The 17700-nt window shown below is 46.4% G+C and carries 20 protein-coding genes; all 20 read left to right on the top strand.

Translation table 11 applies throughout. From position 1 onward, the window contains the following. Positions 1 to 7: 7 nt before the first annotated feature. On the top strand, positions 8 to 1021 hold the full coding sequence (fliG, locus tag HPY27_RS02385) for a flagellar motor switch protein FliG (protein ID WP_007719331.1): 1014 nt from the start codon (positions 8 to 10) through the stop codon (positions 1019 to 1021). Beyond that, positions 1005 to 1823: a flagellar assembly protein FliH gene (fliH, locus tag HPY27_RS02380; RefSeq protein WP_174224290.1), complete on the top strand. Its 819-nt coding sequence runs from the start codon at positions 1005 to 1007 to the stop codon at positions 1821 to 1823. Before fliG ends, fliH begins: the two co-directional genes overlap by 17 nt. Then, on the top strand, positions 1820 to 3139 hold the full coding sequence (fliI, locus tag HPY27_RS02375; protein WP_017249329.1) for a flagellar protein export ATPase FliI: 1320 nt from the start codon (positions 1820 to 1822) through the stop codon (positions 3137 to 3139). The genes fliH and fliI overlap by 4 nt, the downstream gene beginning before the upstream one ends. Before the next feature lies 1 nt (position 3140). Then, positions 3141 to 3587: a flagellar export protein FliJ gene (fliJ, locus tag HPY27_RS02370; protein WP_017249328.1), complete on the top strand. Its 447-nt coding sequence runs from the start codon at positions 3141 to 3143 to the stop codon at positions 3585 to 3587. Between the two features lie 12 nt (positions 3588 to 3599). Beyond that, on the top strand, positions 3600 to 4502 hold the full coding sequence (locus tag HPY27_RS02365; RefSeq protein ID WP_069849276.1) for a MotE family protein: 903 nt from the start codon (positions 3600 to 3602) through the stop codon (positions 4500 to 4502). 61 nt (positions 4503 to 4563) lie between these two features. After that, positions 4564 to 5787, top strand: a complete 1224-nt coding sequence (locus HPY27_RS02360; RefSeq protein ID WP_174224289.1) for a flagellar hook-length control protein FliK — start codon at positions 4564 to 4566, stop codon at positions 5785 to 5787. Positions 5788 to 5811: 24 nt separating this feature from the next. Then, the gene (locus HPY27_RS02355) at positions 5812 to 6207 is read left to right on the top strand and encodes a TIGR02530 family flagellar biosynthesis protein (protein WP_069849272.1); all 396 of its coding nucleotides are present in this window, start codon (positions 5812 to 5814) and stop codon (positions 6205 to 6207) included. A gap of 101 nt (positions 6208 to 6308) precedes the next feature. Further along, on the top strand, positions 6309 to 7127 hold the full coding sequence (gene flgG, locus HPY27_RS02350) for a flagellar basal body rod protein FlgG (RefSeq protein ID WP_017249324.1): 819 nt from the start codon (positions 6309 to 6311) through the stop codon (positions 7125 to 7127). 70 nt (positions 7128 to 7197) lie between these two features. Continuing rightward, a complete protein-coding gene (locus HPY27_RS02345) occupies positions 7198 to 7419 on the top strand; it encodes a flagellar FlbD family protein (protein WP_017249323.1) in 222 nt (73 codons plus the stop codon). Positions 7420 to 7434: 15 nt separating this feature from the next. Further along, the gene (locus HPY27_RS02340; protein WP_017249322.1) at positions 7435 to 7890 is read left to right on the top strand and encodes a flagellar basal body-associated FliL family protein; all 456 of its coding nucleotides are present in this window, start codon (positions 7435 to 7437) and stop codon (positions 7888 to 7890) included. 39 nt (positions 7891 to 7929) lie between these two features. Beyond that, a complete protein-coding gene (gene fliM, locus HPY27_RS02335; RefSeq protein WP_017249321.1) occupies positions 7930 to 8925 on the top strand; it encodes a flagellar motor switch protein FliM in 996 nt (331 codons plus the stop codon). Beyond that, positions 8918 to 10279, top strand: coding sequence for a flagellar motor switch phosphatase FliY (gene fliY / locus HPY27_RS02330; RefSeq protein ID WP_017249320.1), 1362 nt, complete (start codon positions 8918 to 8920; stop codon positions 10277 to 10279). The genes fliM and fliY overlap by 8 nt, the downstream gene beginning before the upstream one ends. A 36-nt stretch (positions 10280 to 10315) precedes the next feature. Next, positions 10316 to 10678, top strand: a complete 363-nt coding sequence (locus HPY27_RS02325) for a response regulator (protein ID WP_007719294.1) — start codon at positions 10316 to 10318, stop codon at positions 10676 to 10678. Beyond that, positions 10678 to 11358 (top strand): flagellar biosynthetic protein FliO, encoded by a 681-nt coding sequence (locus HPY27_RS02320; RefSeq protein WP_174224288.1) that lies wholly within the window; start codon positions 10678 to 10680, stop codon positions 11356 to 11358. Before HPY27_RS02325 ends, HPY27_RS02320 begins: the two co-directional genes overlap by 1 nt. After that, positions 11355 to 12116, top strand: a complete 762-nt coding sequence (gene fliP, locus HPY27_RS02315) for a flagellar type III secretion system pore protein FliP (protein WP_017249318.1) — start codon at positions 11355 to 11357, stop codon at positions 12114 to 12116. The genes HPY27_RS02320 and fliP overlap by 4 nt, the downstream gene beginning before the upstream one ends. A 30-nt stretch (positions 12117 to 12146) precedes the next feature. After that, complete coding sequence (gene fliQ, locus HPY27_RS02310; protein WP_007719290.1) at positions 12147 to 12416, top strand: flagellar biosynthesis protein FliQ; 270 nt, start codon at positions 12147 to 12149, stop codon at positions 12414 to 12416. Positions 12417 to 12419: 3 nt separating this feature from the next. Next, positions 12420 to 13202, top strand: coding sequence for a flagellar biosynthetic protein FliR (gene fliR / locus HPY27_RS02305; RefSeq protein ID WP_069849267.1), 783 nt, complete (start codon positions 12420 to 12422; stop codon positions 13200 to 13202). After that, positions 13199 to 14296 carry a flagellar biosynthesis protein FlhB gene (gene flhB / locus HPY27_RS02300; protein WP_017249316.1) on the top strand — a complete coding sequence of 366 codons (1098 nt, stop codon included), beginning with the start codon at positions 13199 to 13201 and terminating at the stop codon, positions 14294 to 14296. Before fliR ends, flhB begins: the two co-directional genes overlap by 4 nt. 18 nt (positions 14297 to 14314) lie before the next feature. Then, positions 14315 to 16357 carry a flagellar biosynthesis protein FlhA gene (gene flhA, locus HPY27_RS02295; RefSeq protein WP_017249315.1) on the top strand — a complete coding sequence of 681 codons (2043 nt, stop codon included), beginning with the start codon at positions 14315 to 14317 and terminating at the stop codon, positions 16355 to 16357. Next, entirely contained in the window at positions 16354 to 17700 is a 1347-nt protein-coding gene (gene flhF, locus HPY27_RS02290) for a flagellar biosynthesis GTPase FlhF (RefSeq protein WP_174224287.1), read from the top strand. Before flhA ends, flhF begins: the two co-directional genes overlap by 4 nt.

Below are 17700 nucleotides of genomic sequence, written 5' to 3'. Positions count from 1 at the left end.
GAATGGTATGGCTCGCGGCGCTAAAGAGTTGTCAGGACGACAAAAGGCAGCTATCCTCCTCATCTCACTCGGGCCGGAAGTTTCTGCCCAGGTGTTCAAGCATTTACGTGAGGATGAGATCGAGCAACTGACATTAGAAATCGCCAATGTGCGAAAAGTGGATACGGATGAAAAAGATAAAATTTTATCTGAATTTCACCAGATAGCAGTTGCCAAAGAGGTAATTGCACAAGGCGGGATTACGTACGCCAAAGAAATTTTGCAAAAAGCTTTGGGTGAGACCAAAGCGATGGATATTATCAATCGCTTGACGGCAAACCTTCAAGTTCGACCGTTTGACTTTGCTAGAAAGGCTGACCCAGGTCAAATCCTTAACTTTATTCAAAATGAGCATCCGCAAACGATAGCTTTGGTGCTTTCTTATCTGGAAGCTCAACAAGCAGCCATGATCTTGTCCGCTCTTCCGCAAGAGCGTCAAGCAGAGGTTGCGAAACGTATTGCGACTATGGACAGCACTTCACCGGAAGTAATCGCTCAAGTTGAACAGGTATTGGAGCAAAAGCTCTCTGCCACTGTTACCCAAGATTACACGCAGGCAGGCGGGATCGAAGCGATCGTGGCTGTACTCAACGGTGTCGATCGTGGAACCGAACGCACGATTCTGGATTCCCTCGAAATTCAAGATCCAGAGCTGGCAGAAGAAATCAAGAAGCGTATGTTCGTCTTCGAGGATATTGCTACTCTCGACAACCGTTCGATTCAGCGCGTTATCCGCGATGTGGAAAATGCCGATCTGCAACTTTCTCTCAAAGTATCCAGCGAAGAGGTTCGGGAAGTTATTTTCCGGAACATGTCCAAACGGATGGCGGATACCTTCAAAGAAGAAATGGAGTTTATGGGCCCAGTTCGCCTTCGCGACGTCGAAGAGGCACAATCTCGTATCGTTGCAATTATCCGTCGCTTAGAGGAGGCTGGTGAGATCATCATCGCCCGCGGTGGAGGAGATGATATCATTGTCTAGGATCATCAAAAGCGCCAATTATCGGCCTTCTGAGGAATCTTTTCTCCTCTCGGTAACGCCTGTACCACTTAAGACGGAAGAAGTTGCTGAAAGGTTGCAAGAAAATCAGGAAATTTTTAATCAAGCTGAGATCGAGGCGAAAACGATCATCTCAGATGCAGAAGAAACCGCGCAAAGCATCTTGCAGCAAGCTTCGGAGCAAGCAGAGCAATTAAGACAAGAGACGCTTGCTCAGATGGAAGAATGGTGGGAACAAAAGCGTCAGGAAGCTGCGCAGCTGTTTCAACAAGTACAAGAACAGGCTATGACGGAAGGGCAGGAGACAGGTTTCGAAGCGGGTAAACGTGAGGCATACGAGGAGCAAACAGCTACACTCAGCCAAGCTAAAACCATTCTGGAACAGGCGTTTGCCGAAAAAAAACAGATTATAGCTGAGGCGGAGCCATTTCTAGTGGAACTCAGCATGGAAATCGCTAAAAAAATCATTGGACAGGAATTGCAACAGCATCCCGAGCAGGTCCTGGAAATAACGAAAAAGGCACTCCGCCGCTCACGTGTTTATGGCGAGATTACGGTATGTGTCAACCATAAGTACTTCGATTATGTGCTCGAACATCGTGCTGGTTTTCTGGAATTGTTAGATGGACAAGCAGAGCTCTCCATTTACCCTGACTATACCGTACAAGATGGTGGATGTGTCATCCGTACTGCTTTGGGAAGTGTCGATGCCCGCATTGATACACAAATGGAGGAGATTAAGCAGGCGCTGCTTACGATTGCCCGAGGAAGTGAGGCTCCATGAGCATCCTAGATCTCTCGAAGTACAAGTACATGCTGCATGGATTAGATCCGATGCGCGTGAATGGAAAAGTGACACAGGTTGTTGGACTCACTATTGAGTCGCAAGGGCCAGAAGTGAAATTAGGCGAGATATGCCATCTATATCCGGCTAACACAAAGGAACCGATCATCGCAGAAGTCGTTGGCTTTCGCGAAAACAAAGTGCTGTTAATGCCATTAGGCGAATTGACCGAAATTGGTCCAGGTTGTGATGTGGTCGCGACAGGACGTTCGCTAGATGTAAAAGTTGGACCAGAAATATTGGGTTCGATCCTAGATGGATTGGGTCGACCCTATCAAGGTTCACTGCCATTTGGGCTGACGTCTTATCCTACGAACAACATGCCGCCAAATCCGATCCTTCGACCGCGCATTCAAGAACCATTGAGTGTAGGTGTGAGAGCGATAGATGGTCTACTTACCATTGGGAAAGGTCAACGGGTCGGCATCTTCGCTGGATCAGGGGTAGGAAAAAGTACATTGATGGGAATGATCGCCCGAAATACTACGGCAGACATCAATGTCATTGGTCTTATCGGAGAACGCGGCCGTGAAGTCATGGAGTTTATCGAGCGCGATCTTGGGGAAGAAGGACTAAAGCGGTCTGTTGTTGTCGTAGCTACTTCCGATCAACCTGCCATGATTCGAATCAAGGGAGCGATGATTGCGACTTCCATAGCGGAATATTTCCGCGATCGTGGAATGAATGTCATGCTCATGATGGATTCCGTCACGCGCTTTGCCATGGCACAACGTGAGGTGGGCTTGGCAATCGGAGAACCGCCGGCTACGCGTGGTTATACGCCATCGGTTTTTGCGATGTTGCCGAAGCTAATGGAGCGCGCAGGAACAGCGGATAAGGGAAGTATTACAGCCTTTTATACCGTACTGGTTGATTCTGACGACATGAACGATCCGATTGCGGATGCGGCGCGGGGGATTTTGGACGGTCACATCGTTCTTGACCGGAAGATCGCTCACAAAGGTCACTTTCCTGCCATTGATGTGATGGCGAGTGTAAGTCGTGTCATGAATGAAATCGTCGATAGTAACCATTTGGATGCTGCTCGTCAGCTGAAAAAGCATTTGGCTACGTTTCGTGAAGCGGAGGACCTCATTAATATTGGGGCGTACAAGCCGGGAAGCAACCGGGAAATCGATGCGGCTATTCGCTACCGTGATATCATTTCTGGATTTACGGCACAAGGAACGCATGAGCCATCTACTTTGCAGGGCGCTATCCAAGCGTTGACAGCTCATTTCGGAGGAGTGAACTAACGTGCGTGTGTTTCAGTTTCATCTCCAAAAGGTTCTTGATTTAAAGGAAAAAGAAAAAGAACAAGCAGAGTGGGCTTTCGGAAAGTCGATCCAGCGTAAAAACGAAGAAGAGTGGAAGCTTACTCAACTAACCGAACATCATGACGAGATGACGGTGAAGCTTCAGGAAGTACAGATGCAGACATGCAGTGCTGCACAGCTCATTTCCATTACCCAATATCAGCAATCTGTTGCGAGATCCATCCAGAATCAGCAACATACCTTGCACGGTTGTGAACAGGATGTGGAACGCTGTCAGTCACGATTGACGGAACGTATGAAAGAGTCCCAACTATGGCAACGCCTTCGGGAAAAGTCGCTCCACCAATTTCTGGACGACCAGAAGCAAAAAGAGCAAAAAGAGTTGGATGAGATCGGTACGCAGCTCTATCTTCGCCGAAGCTACTGAGGGAGGTTCCAAATGGAAGAAATCCAAGAAGAACGGGAATACGGCAGGTGGGAATGGTTCTTTTATATGATTGTCATTCCTGCACTGTTTGCCAGCCTCCTTGGCGGTGTGCTCCTGAGCTTGCTCGGAGTAAACGTGTTAGGGACTGTTCTCCACTGGGCTAACTCCATACCGTACGTGGAAAAATTAGTCCCGGACGAATATGCGGCAACTCCCGACTCAGAAGAACAACCTGACATGGACAAACAAGTGGCAACCCTACAGCAAGATCATGCAAAAAACCAGCAGCAGATTACCGCTTTACAAGAAGAGTCAACAAAGAAAGACGCCACTATTGTGGCACTGGAAAAGCAGATCGATGATTTAAACAAGGCAATGGAAGATAAACGTGCTACTGAGGAAGAACGTCAGAAGCAGTTTGCAGATTTGGCTAAAGTGTATACAACCATGTCACCCAAAAATGCGGCAGCCATTATTGAAAATCTCAAGCTGGAAGAGTCAGTGACGGTTATGACCAAAATGAAACCTGCCCAACAAGCTGACATTTTGGCGAAGATGGAACCGAAGAAAGCTGCCGATATTTCGATCTTGTTAAAAGATTCAGTAGTGAACAAAGATGATGACATTGCTGCTCTACAACAACGTGTAGATGTTCTTACAAAGGCGCTGAGCAATACGCGTGATGGGTCTGAATCGAATGAGGATCTAAACAATACATTTACTCAATTGCCGCCAGCGGATGCTGCTGCCATCATTCGTTCACTCATGAATACTAACAAGGCCCAAGCCATTGCTTTAATGAAAGATTTGCCTGCGAATAAACGGGCACAAACTCTCTCAGCGATCGCCAATGACGACAAGAAAGAAAAAGACAATCTGGCGGCTCGCATCACGACAGAGTTGCTTCGAAAATAGATTGAGCAATCATCTGTTTTCGTTCCTATAAGCAACAATTCAAAAAGAGGAGGTGAACGAGATGAATGTGGCCAATTTGACTCCTGCCGTAGGATCAGCTGGATCTGTTACAGCGACACCTGTGGCAAATGCGGGAGGAACTGGTTTAGGTCAAATGTTTTCCATGCAATTGATGCAGATGTTGGATCAAGTGGGAAACGCAGAAGAGACAATGGTTGCGCCAGAGGGTTTAAGTGAAGAGGAGATGCTAGCATTAGCTGAGCTCATGGCATTATTTGCCCAACTGCTTGGCTCTGGTCAAACTACGCAAGAAGAATTACCGCCTGATGCCCAAGAAAAATTTGCAACTGCAATTGAACAACTTTTGGGTAAAGCGCAAGGAAATGCTGGTCAAGTGAGTGAGGATTTGAAGCAGATTCTAGCTAACCTGAAAAAAGGGGAAGCAACTCCAAACGAACTGGACAAGCTGGCAGCTCTTCTCGAATCCCTGAAGAATCAAAAAGGAAATACGGAAGAGTCGAAAAGAAGTGGACTGAACTTGCGATCCGATGTGATGGCAAACATGAACACAACCCAGCAAGACACGTTTAAGACGATTTCACCACTACGGTTGAATCAAGGTCTCTCGGCTTACAAGCTAGAGGCAGGGATTCAGTCTCAAACTGTACAGCCTACCCTGCAAGGCGGCCTTTTGAATCAAGAGGGCGATGCGCAAGAGGGCATGTTGAATGGAAATGGTCAGACACCGATTATTGCTTCATCTAATACGCAGACACAATCGGTACAGACCTTTCAGCAACAGTCGGTTCCAACGCATCATGTGAACGCCAATCAACTGACACAGCAAGTCACACAACTTTTCGTGTCCAAGATGCAGTTGACGCAACATAATGGCGTACATGAGGCGAGGCTGATTCTGAATCCACAATCTTTGGGCCAAGTAGATGTAACCATTACTTCCCAAAATGGAGTGATTACAGCACAGTTCCATGCCGAAACACAGGCTGGAAAGGATATGCTGGACAATCAGCTTCCGCAGCTTCGAGCTGCGTTGACACAGCAAGGCTTGCAAGTTGATCGCTTGGAGGTAAACCAGCAGCAGGATACAGCTTTTAACTTCCAACAGCAGCGTGAACAAGCACGACAACAGCAAGAGAATCGACAACAGCAAGATCAAGACGAGCAAGAATTTGCTCTCGATGCCCTGGTAGACAGCAATGAATCAACAGATGTGCTATGGGATCGATTGCGGGAAACGGCTCGCGGCATTGACGACATCGTCTAGGATTGGATATAAGGAGGAAGCGCCATGAACCATTTTCGTGTGGGGCAACCCTATTTTCCTCCGAAAACGAATCACGTCGCAAAAGCTACTACCCAAACTGCTCCGGGAAACAACACGTTATTTCAGCAGTATTTGACGGAATCGATTGGCGCTGCAACCAAGTCGGAGCCACTTAGTTTTAGCCAGCATGCCGTCAATCGCTTGCAGGAGCGGGGCATTACGCTAGAAAGACCGCAGCTGGAGCGTTTGGAGTCCGCTGTGCAAAAAGCAGCCGCCAAAGGCGCCAGAGAGTCTCTCGTTATGATGGATAATGTGGCCTACGTCGTGAGCATCGTAAATCGGAAAATTATTACCGCCGTAGACGATGGCAGCATGAAGGACAATGTATTTACAAACATCGACAGTGCCATTTTCGTGTAGGTGGCTGTTTACTGGGCTGGACCTCCTTTTGAGGAAGCCCATTCGGCTACCGACTGACAGAGGTAGCCGCTGTAAATGAGAAGGTAAAGGAGGAAATAACTATGCTTCGCTCAATGTACTCAGGTATTTCAGGCATGCGTGGTTTTCAAACAAAATTGGACGTTATTGGTAACAATATCGCGAACGTAAACACAGTTGGCTTTAAAAAGGGTCGTGTAATGTTTCAAGATATTTTGAGCCAAAACGTTCAAGGGGCTGGTGCTCCTACAGATGGTGGTAAAGGCGGTACAAACCCGACGCAAATCGGCCTGGGTGCTTCCATTGCTTCTATTGATACTGTTTTCTCTGCTGGTAGCCCAATGACAACAAACCTGCCGACAGACCTTTCCATCGAAGGAGACGCGTTTTTCATGGTCAGTCCTGATGAAGGGGCAACCATCTATTACACGCGTGCAGGGAACTTCACTCGTGATGCCCAAGGTTTCTTGGTGAACTCCCAAGGGATGAAGTTGATGAACACTGATCCGGCTCCAATCCAAATCAACCAAGCAGATGGAATTGTTTCTTACTCCATTGGTAAGGATGGCGTAGTTACGACTGTGGATGATACTGGAGCACTTGCTTCGGACAATACTATTGGCGTAATGACCTTCAACAACCCAAGTGGTTTGAAGAAGATCGGTAACAACCTCTACGAAAACACAGTGAACGCCGGTGCACGTGATGATGATCCAATGACTCCAGCTACTCCAGCAGATGCACGAATCAGCATCATCGCAGGACAACTGGAAATGTCCAACGTTGACCTTTCTGAAGAATTTACAGAAATGATCGTGGCACAACGCGGTTTCCAAGCAAACTCTCGGATCATCACGACATCTGACACAGTATTAGAAGAACTGGTGAACCTGAAACGATAATTTCGTTTAACGGAATTGGCCGGGGAAGTGTTCTAAGCCTTCCCCAGCCTGATCCGGAAAGGAGCAGCCAATGATTAAGTTAACTCGTTTTAACGGCTCTACATTTTATCTGAACATCACTCACATTGAAACTGTTGAAGCAACTCCGGATAGCGTAATCACGCTATTCAACGACAGAAAGTACATCGTGAAGGATTCGGTGGAATCCATCGCTGAACGTGTTCAGGCTTTTTATCATAATGTTCCTCCGGCAACATCTGTACCGAAAATGCCGGGTGATTCAAATGAATAGCGGGAGGCATTAGCGATGTTTCAAAATCGATTGTTTAACATGGCTCTAATCATTATCATCGCGATATCGCTACTGGGAGTGATCTCGTTTGTTCTCTGGCAAACGTATCTCTCTCCGGATGCGCAAACAGCCACGACGGGAGAGCAAGAAGTGAAGACGCTCACGGCAGAGGAAATGAAAGAGTTCTCCGTTGACACTGGCGAAATTACTACGAACTTGCTAACGAATAATTACATGATTGTACGCTTTAGCATTACGGCCGACAGTGCTGATGCTAAAACAGAGCTGGAGCAGCGTTTGCCGCAAGTCAATCAAGTGATTATTAAAACATTGGCGGGGTTGACACCAGAAGACATAAAAGGTACTGAAGGTGTGAACAAGCTGGAAGCAAAAATTATGAATGAAATCAGCTCCCTGATGCAAGAAGGTAAGATTGTTCAAGTAGTGACAACCAAACGCGTCTTGTCATAGGAAGCGATTATGGTATACATAGCAAGGAGGTGACGACATATGGCCGAGGTTCTCTCACAGAGTGAGATTGATGCGCTGTTGGCCGCCCTATCTTCGGGCGAAATGGATGCCAACGAGCTGAAAAAGGAAGAAACTGAGCGTAAAGTCAAAGTATATGATTTCAAACGCGCCCTGCGATTCTCAAAAGATCAGATCCGTGGTTTAACGCGAATCCATGAAAACTACGCGAGGCTGTTGACTACGTATTTTTCAGCTCAGCTCCGTACCTTCGTGCAAATTACGGTTGCCTCCGTCGATCAATTGCCGTATGACGAATTTATACGTTCTATTCCCAAGATGACCATCTTGAACATCTTTGAAGCTCCTCCGCTGGAAGGACGAATGGTTTTGGAAGTAAATCCAAACATCGCCTATACTATGCTGGATCGACTTCTGGGAGGACAGGGGGCGATTCCAGAAAAGATGGGCGCCCTTACGGAAATTGAAACAACGGTGATGGAACGCGTATTCGGCAAAGCGCTGGATACTTTCCACGAGGCATGGAAGCAAATCATTGAGCTAGATCCGTACCAGGAAGGTTTGGAGATGAATCCACAGTTCATGCAGATCGTCTCACCTAACGAGATTGTCGTGGTAATCTCCTTTAGTACCAAAATCGGCGATACAACAGGAATGATCAATCTCTGTTTGCCTCACGTGGTACTGGAGCCAATCATGACAAAGCTGTCTGGACAATACTGGTTCTCCAAACAAAAGAAAACGCGGGATGAAGAAGAGCGTCTGCGTGTAGAAGAGCGAGTAAAAGTTGCAAAATTGCCGATTGTTGCTGAAATGGGGACAGCTACGATTACAGTAGGAGATTTCCTGCAGCTGCAAAAAGGTGATGTCATTCAATTAGATCAATCAATCGACAACAAGTTGAAAATTAAAGTGGGCGACCACTTAAAGTTCTTGGGTCAGCCAGGAACACTTAAAGGAAGGGTCGCCGTACAGATTGATGAAGTCATAGAGGAGGGGGAGGAACAAAATGAGTAGAGATATGCTTTCTCAAGACGAGATTGACGCGCTGTTACGTGCGAACAACTTGGTTGAGGACGAAGAGGAAGCTGTGTCGGCAGTGACCCAGGATGTTGCCGATTTTCTGTCCCCGTTTGAACAAGATGCACTCGGAGAAATTGGTAATATCTCCTTTGGGAGCGCAGCTACCGCGTTATCTACTTTGTTAAGTCAAAAAGTAGATATTACTACCCCTACTGTTTCCGTAGTCAATGTCGATGAATTGGAAAGCGAATTTCCGATTCCTCACGTGGCCGTCCACGTGGAATATACAGACGGTTTCAAAGGAATTAACCTGCTAGTCATTCGCATGGAAGATGCTGCAGTTATCGCGGATCTGATGATGGGCGGAGACGGCAGACCAGCGAGCACTGAAATGTCTGAGCTTCATATCAGCGCGGTTCAGGAAGCAATGAATCAGATGATGGGTTCCGCTGCTACGTCCATGTCGACGATTTTCAACCAGTTTATTAATATTACGCCACCTGGCATCGATGTAATGGATCTGGCGCAAGGCAAGGGTGGAGACAGCTTCTCTGATGATGACAGTCCTCTGGTGAAAGTATCTTTCCGCTTAAAGGTAGGAGAGCAAGGCGAACTTATCGATTCCAATATTATGCAGCTTCTCCCGCTTTCCTTTGCGAAAAAGATGATTGATAGATTGGTTGGAGGTTCAGAGGATGAAGCAGCAGTGGCCGCCCTCATAGATGAGATAGAGATGCCTTCTCTGCCTGCTATGAGTCTGTCGGCTCCTTCTATCCAATCAAGTGCGCCGGAGCAACCACAGAGCCACGTACCGCCTGTAGCGCCGCCACAACAGCAACAGCCGGTGTATCAGCAACAACCGGGTTACGCACAGCCAATGGGCTACCCAGGACAGCCGCCGATGTATCCTGACGCGTATGGACAACCAATGATGCCACCAGGCTACGCTCCGTACCCAGGTATGTATCAGCAGCCTCCAATGGCTCCGCCAACACCACAGCATTTCGGAGGTCTTGCAGCTAGTCAGGCGAATGTAGTACCAGCACAATTTGCTCCGCTTGGAGGTGCTCCTATGTATACAGGAGACATACAGAACTTAAACCTGCTTCACGATATTCCATTGCAAGTAACAGTTGAGTTAGGTCGTACGAAAAAGCTTATTAGAGAAATCCTTGACTTGTCCGCTGGATCGATTATACAGTTGGACAAGCTGGCAGGTGAGCATGTAGATATTTTGGTGAACAACAAATTAATTGCCAAGGGCGAGGTTGTCGTCATTGATGAGAACTTTGGGGTTCGTGTTACAGACATCATCAGTCAGATAGATCGTGTTCAAAAATTACAATAATCCAATCAAGAGGGAAGCATTAGGGAGGAGCTATTCATGTCTAACAAAGTTTTAATCGTAGACGATGCAGCATTCATGCGTATGATGATCAAGGAAATTCTTTCGAAAAACGGGTACAGCGTCGTAGGGGAAGCAAGTGACGGTGCACAAGCAGTTGAAAAGTATAAAGAATTGGGACCTGATCTCGTAACCATGGATATTACCATGCCAGAGATGGATGGAATTTCTGCATTGAAAGAAATTAAAAAATTGGATCCTAACGCGCGTGTGATCATGTGCTCCGCGATGGGTCAACAAGCGATGGTAATCGATGCGATCCAGGCGGGCGCAAAAGACTTCATCGTAAAACCATTCCAGGCGGATCGCGTTCTGGAAGCGATCAAAAAGACAATGAGCTAATGATGATGATCCGGAATGCAGGGGCAAGACTCATTTTAGCCTTCAGTCTGATCCTGTTGCTTTTCGTCTCCTCCCTGCCGAGTACCGCTTTTGCGGAAGGTTCAGTAGCGGATGCGTACAACCAGGGAAAAGTGCCAACTAGCAATGCGCCCGCCGGCAGTGAACAGCCGGCGGCCATTCCGGGCAGCGGAACAGGAAGTATGATCGGGTATCTAGTTCAAGTCATCTTTTCGCTTGGCTTTATTGCAGTATTGATCTTTTTATTGCTCCGTTTTCTTGGTCGACGTCAAGGGGCTCAAAGTCATGGACCAATTAAAGTGATTAGCGCTACTGCGTTAGGCAATGGCAAAACACTTCAGGTTGTTATGATCGGCGAGTCATTGTACATCGTGGGCGTGGGAGAAAACGTTCAATTGCTTCGTAGGATCGAACCGGGTGAAGAGGTAGATCTGATCTTGGCTGACGCAGAGATCAAACCAATGAAAAGCCCATTCTCGCTAGAGTGGCTCCTGTTCGGTAAGAAAAAGCAGGCAGAAGAAGAAATCTTGTTTTCTTCTGATATGGACGGTAAAAGCTTTCAAGATCTGTTGCAGGGTCAATGGAACGACTTGAAAAATCGTCCAAACCAAACAGAACATTGGAAGAAAGAGCAAGCTCAGGACAGAGGGGACCAAAAATGAAATATTTTTTGCAGGTGCTGATGCTTGTCGCAGTGTTGCTATCCGTACCTGATATGGTCATGGCGGCGCCAGCGGGGACACCGCTTGTTCCGAGCATTGATTTGAAGATAGGCGGCGGAACTGGAACACCGCAGGAGACATCGACGGCCATTCAGCTGTTACTGATTTTGACAGTACTATCTGTAGCTCCAGCGATTTTGCTTTTAATGACCAGTTTTGCGCGAATTATGATTGTCTTGTCTTTTGTACGAAATGCATTGGCAACTCAACAAATGCCACCGAATCAGGTATTGATTGCCCTTGCGTTGTTTATGACATTTTTCATTATGGCTCCGACACTCGGACAAGTAAACGAAACAGCCGTGCAGCCATTTATGCAAGGCAAGCTAACGCAACAGCAGGCACTTAACGCAGCAGTCATACCCTTTAAGGAATTTATGGCAAAGCAGACGCGTGAAAAAGATTTAGCACTTTTTCTGGAATACACAAAAGCCGAACGACCAAAATCGATCCAAGATATTCCTTTGAATGCACTGGTACCTGCTTTTGCCATTAGTGAATTGAAGACGGCTTTTCAGATCGGTTTTATGATATTCATTCCTTTTCTCGTAATTGATATGATCGTCTCCAGTATTTTGATGGGGATGGGGATGATGATGTTACCGCCGGTTATGATCTCATTGCCGTTTAAGATTTTATTGTTCATCATGGTGGACGGCTGGTATCTCATTGTGAGATCACTTTTGACCAGTTTTTAGCGACATTCCGAATGCCTCAGGAGGTAGAGCATGACACAAGAATTACTTATGCAAATCGCCCAAAGCTCTGTTTATACCATCCTGCTCATTTCGGCACCCGCACTTGGGGTCGCCTTACTGGTCGGTTTGATGGTCAGTGTCTTTCAGGCAACGACACAAATTCAGGAGCAGACACTCGCTTTCATTCCAAAGATCGTGGCCGTATTTGTCGTGATCTTGGCTGCTGGTCCATGGATGCTTCGGGTACTGCTTGATTTTACGATGGGGATCTTCGGTAACCTTCATCGTTTTGTTGGGTAGCATATGAATCTTTTTCTGATGTATCTGCCCGTATTCTTGCTTGTTTTTGTCCGAATGAGTGCCTTTTTTGTAACGGCTCCGTTCTTTTCCATTCGTGGTGTACCGAATCAGTTTAAAATCGGTCTTGCATTTGTCATGGCCGTCATCAGTTTTCAATCCTTGCCGGTGCAAGGCGAGATTCCGATGGATTTGACATTTATTCTGTATGTCATGAAGGAAGCGCTTGTTGGTGTCATTCTTGGTTACATATGTGAAATGATGTTTATCGCTATTCAGGTTGCCGGCGGACTGATGGACATGCAGATGGGTCTTGCAATGGCAAACGTGATTGACCCCAAAACGGGTACATATATCCCGGTGACAGGTAACTTCAAAAACATTCTGGCTGTCCTGTACTTTTTCAGTATTGACGGGCATCACATGCTGATACAAGGTGTGATAAGCAGTTACCAGGTTATACCGGTGGACATCATGTGGGCGGCTTTCGGAAGCGAAAACGTCATGATGACAGCAGTAAAAACATTTCAAACGATGTTTGTGAGTGCATTTATGATTGCGGCGCCTATCGTCGTTGCATTGTTTCTGGTTGATCTCTCTCTTGGTATTATCGCCAAATCTGTCCCGCAGTTTAATATCTTTGTGGTGGGCTTGCCCATTAAACTGCTTGCGGGTTTTTTACTGCTTATCGTGGTGATGCCTGCGTTCTTGCTGACCCTGAACGGATTGTTTGGGAACATGTTCCGGGCACTTGCAGAAATGATGAAATCGCTCGGAGGATCACCATGAATCAATTGAGGCTTTCTTATCAAGTAGATCTTCAATTTTTTAATGGGGAAAAGACAGAAAAAGCTACGCCCAAGAAAAAGCAAGACGCACGAAAAAAAGGGCAAGTCGCGAAAAGTCAGGATCTTTCCCCAGCCCTATCTTTGACAGCATTTTTCTTTCTGTTAATGATGCTTGGCTCTACCATGCTAGGCACATTTCAAGATTTGATGCGGGAGTCATTGATTACATACACCACGTGGCAAGTAAATGAAGAAAATTTAAAAGTCATCGTGATGCAGCTCGTATTTGAAGCGATAAAAATTGTAGGACCTATTCTGGGCTTGAGTTTTCTTGTCGCATTTGCGGTGAACTACATGCAGGTAGGCTGGCTAATTAGTACGGAACCCCTCCAAATGAAACTGGAAAAGATCGATCCGATTAAAGGGGCAAAACGAATTTTTTCCTTACGCTCGCTCGTAGAGCTACTGAAATCTTTATTGAAAATAAGCGCAGGCATATATGTCGCGTACGTCATTCTATGGAATGCAAAGGAACAAGTTGTACAGCTTTCCTTATTGTCTCTCGGAGCAGTCCTATCGTTTACTGCCGAAGAGGTGACAAAGCTGGGAATCTATCTCGGGTTATTGCTTTTCATTCTCGCGATTCTGGACTACGCCTATCAGCGTTATGAGCATGAAAAGAATCTGCGGATGTCCAAGCAGGATCTCAAGGACGAGCATAAGCAAGCGGAAGGTGATCCGCTTATCAAAGGGAAGATTCGTGAACGGCAAAGAAGTATGGCCATTCGCCGTATGATGCAGGAGCTTCCCAAAGCGGATGTCATTATTACGAACCCGACTCACTTTGCTGTTGCCGTTCGCTATGACGCAAGTGCGATGAGTGCACCGACGGTAATCGCCAAAGGGCAAGACTATCTAGCATTAAAAATAAGGGAAGTAGCGAAAAAGCATCGTATCGTTACCATGGAAAACAAGCCCTTGGCCCGGGCTCTCTATAGTCAAGTTGAAGTTGGGCAACAAATTCCCGAAGAGATGTTTAAAGCGGTCGCGGAAGTTCTCGCGTACGTCTACAAGCTGCAAGGGAAAGTGAAATAAATGGAAGGAGGATAACCAGTGGGATTCAAATTTAAAGAAGTTGGTACGATCCTTTTTGTCATAAGCATTGTTGTCATGATGGTAATCCCACTTCCTTCAGCGCTACTTGATTTGCTGTTGATTTTGAATATCTCCCTTGCATTGACCATCTTGCTTGTGTCGATGTATACAAAAGAAACTTTGGAATTCTCGATCTTTCCGACGGTTTTGCTTATTACAACACTTTTTCGACTAGCCTTGAACGTGTCGACGACGAGAAATATTTTATCGCATGGTGAAGGCGGTAAAGTTATTGAAACGTTCGGTAGCTTTGTAGTCGGTGGTAATCAAGTCGTCGGTTTCGTCGTGTTTCTGATCTTGATCATCATTCAGTTTATCGTAATCACGAAAGGTTCTGAGCGTGTAGCTGAGGTAGCAGCACGTTTTACGCTCGACGCGATGCCTGGTAAACAGATGAGTATCGACGCCGATCTGAATGCAGGGATGATCACAGAAGCAGATGCACGTGTCCGAAGAAAAAAGATTGAGAACGAAGCTGACTTTTATGGAGCAATGGATGGTGCCAGCAAATTCGTAAAAGGGGACGCCATCGCGGGTATTATCATTTTTATCGTAAATATTATTGGTGGTTTTATCATCGGGATGCTCATTCACGATATGAGCTTTGCAGAATCTGCCTCTCGATTCACTACCATGTCTGTCGGTGACGCACTGGTGAGCCAGATTCCAGCGCTCTTAATCTCGACCGCAGCGGGTATTATTGTAACGCGTTCTACTTCTGGTGAAGGTCTTGGTGAAGACATCGTCAAGCAAATGTTCAGCTTTCCGCGTCTTCTCTATATCGTAGCCGGATGCATGTTATTGCTGGGACTCTTTACACCGATTGGAATTCTGCCTGTACTTCCGGTATGCGGGATAATGGGATTTGCTGCTTGGAAAATGGAGAAGAACCAAAAGATGCAAATCCAAGAATCCGCCGACCAGGTGGAAGAGCAGCAATTGGAAGAAGTACGCAGTCCAGAAAGCGTCGTGAACCTGTTACAGGTCGATCCGATCGAATTCGAGTTCGGTTATGGCTTAATCCCGCTTGCCGATGTGAAGCAGGGAGGAGATTTGTTAGATCGGGTCATTATGATTCGAAGACAAATAGCACTCGAGATGGGGATCGTTGTACCGGTCATTCGTATACGTGATAACATCCAGCTTCGACCGAATGAATATATGATTAAAATAAAAGGCAACCAGGTCGCAAAAGGGGAAATCATGCTGGATCACTATCTGGCGATGAGCCCGGGGATCGAAGATGATTCTATTGTTGGTATAGAAACCGTAGAACCTGCGTTTGGATTACCTGCATTATGGGTAACAGAAGAGAATAAGGAGATTGCTGAGCTTTCCGGCTATACAGTTGTCGATCCGCCATCTGTTGTGGCTACACACTTGACAGAGGTCATCAAGCGACATGCCCACGAATTGTTAGGTCGCCAGGAAACAAGGGCCTTGATCGACAATGTACGGGAGACAGCACCAGTTCTCGTAGACGAGCTGATTCCAAGTATGCTCGCCATTGGGGACGTACAAAAAGTATTGCAAAAGCTGTTGCGTGAAAAAGTGTCTGTTCGAAATCTCAACGTCATCCTTGAAGCACTTGCGGATCAAGCCTTGTATACAAAAGATCCAGATGTACTGACAGAATATGTGAGACAGGCGATGGCGCGACAGATCACACTCCAATTTACGGAGCCAGGACAACCACTTCGCGTGCTTACAGCTGGAGCAGGATTGGAAAAAGCAATCTCTGAACGTGTGGAACAGTCTGAGCAAGGAAGCTATCTGGCGATGGATCCGGAAACGTCTCAGCGAATATTCCAAAACATGTCGACTGAAGTGAGTAAAATGATCAACTCGGGTCAACAGCCGATCATTCTTTCATCACCAGCGGTCCGAATGTACTTGCGTCAATTAGTAGATCGCATGATGCCAGACGTTCCCGTTTTGTCGTACAGCGAGCTCGAACCACATGTTGAAGTGCAAAGCGTAGGGATGGTGAACATTTCGTGAGGGTAAAACGTTACATTGTCGATTCGATGCCAGAAGCAATGGGAAAAATCAGGACGGACTTAGGAATGGATGCTGTGATTCTTAATTCCAAGCCGATAAAAACAGGTGGATTGTTCGGGATGTTTGGCAAACAACGAATCGAAGTAATCGCTGCTGTCGATGAAAAGGCATCCGAGCGAGAAAATCCAACAGTAGCAGCTGAACATCGAACCAACAACGTTTTGCCCAAATCGCAGACGGGTACGTACACCGCTGCTCAAGCGTATCGAAGACCGACTGTGACAAAAACATCGGAGAATCAACAAGTTGAATCAACAGGTAGGGAGCAGGTCGTAGCCGCGTTGACACAAACCGCGGTTGCGACGCCTCCAAAAGAAGAGATCCCAGATACGAGAGCTGTGCAAAAGCAAGGAGAGCCAGCTGAGCAGCATGCTCCTGTCATGACAACCCAAGAAAGAGCTTTACCCGCAAGTAATCATGACGCGATTGCCACTGAAATGCGAGATATGCGTCAAATGTTTCAAAAGCTGTTGGTGCATGACTTAAGTGAACAACTTCCTCCAGAGATACAGTCTATTCGTGCAAAGTTACTGAAACAAGAAGTGACTGAAGAGCTAACAGCGGAAATCATTCGAAAAGTAATGGAAATGTCGCAACCGGGTGAAAAGTGGACGGAGGAAGAAGCATTTGCTGTATGCCGAACGATTATCACTTCGATGATTGAGCCATATACAGCATCTTCGCCAAAGCTGGGTAAGAACGTACGGTATGCTTTCTTTTTCGGTCCGACAGGGGTTGGAAAAACAACGACCATTGCGAAGCTTGCGGCGAACAGCATGTTGAAGGAAAAACGAAAAATCGGCTTTATCACGGCTGATACGTATCGAATGGCAGCAGTAGAACAATTGAAGACGTACGCAAACATTTTGAATGTCCCGCTGGAGGTTGTCTTTTCTCCGAAAGAAATGGCGGCAGCGATGGAACGCTTAAGTGATTGTGACCTCATTTTTGTCGATACGGCTGGACGAAATTTTCGCAACGATGAATACGTGGAAGGCATTCGTGAATTGTTGGAGCATGGAAAAGACAGCGTGAACTATCTAGTACTTAGCTTGAGCTCCAAATTCAACGATATGAAAGCGATCGTCCAAAATTTTGCGGAAGTTCAAGTGAAGCAAGTCATTTTTACAAAAGCGGATGAAACGAACAGCTTTGGCACGATGTTGAATGTTTGTCAGGAGATGAATCTACAGCTCTCCTATGTAACGACAGGTCAAAATGTACCAGATGATATCGTTGTAGCTACACCCGAGCTGGTTTCAACGATGATTATGGGAGAGTAA

Origin of the sequence: Brevibacillus sp. HB1.1, from assembly GCF_013332445.1 — a bacterium.
Taxonomy (GTDB): Bacteria; Bacillota; Bacilli; order Brevibacillales; family Brevibacillaceae; genus Brevibacillus; species Brevibacillus porteri.
The sequence above is the reverse complement of the archived record's forward strand: the minus strand, read 5'-3'. Positions and strand labels throughout refer to the sequence as shown.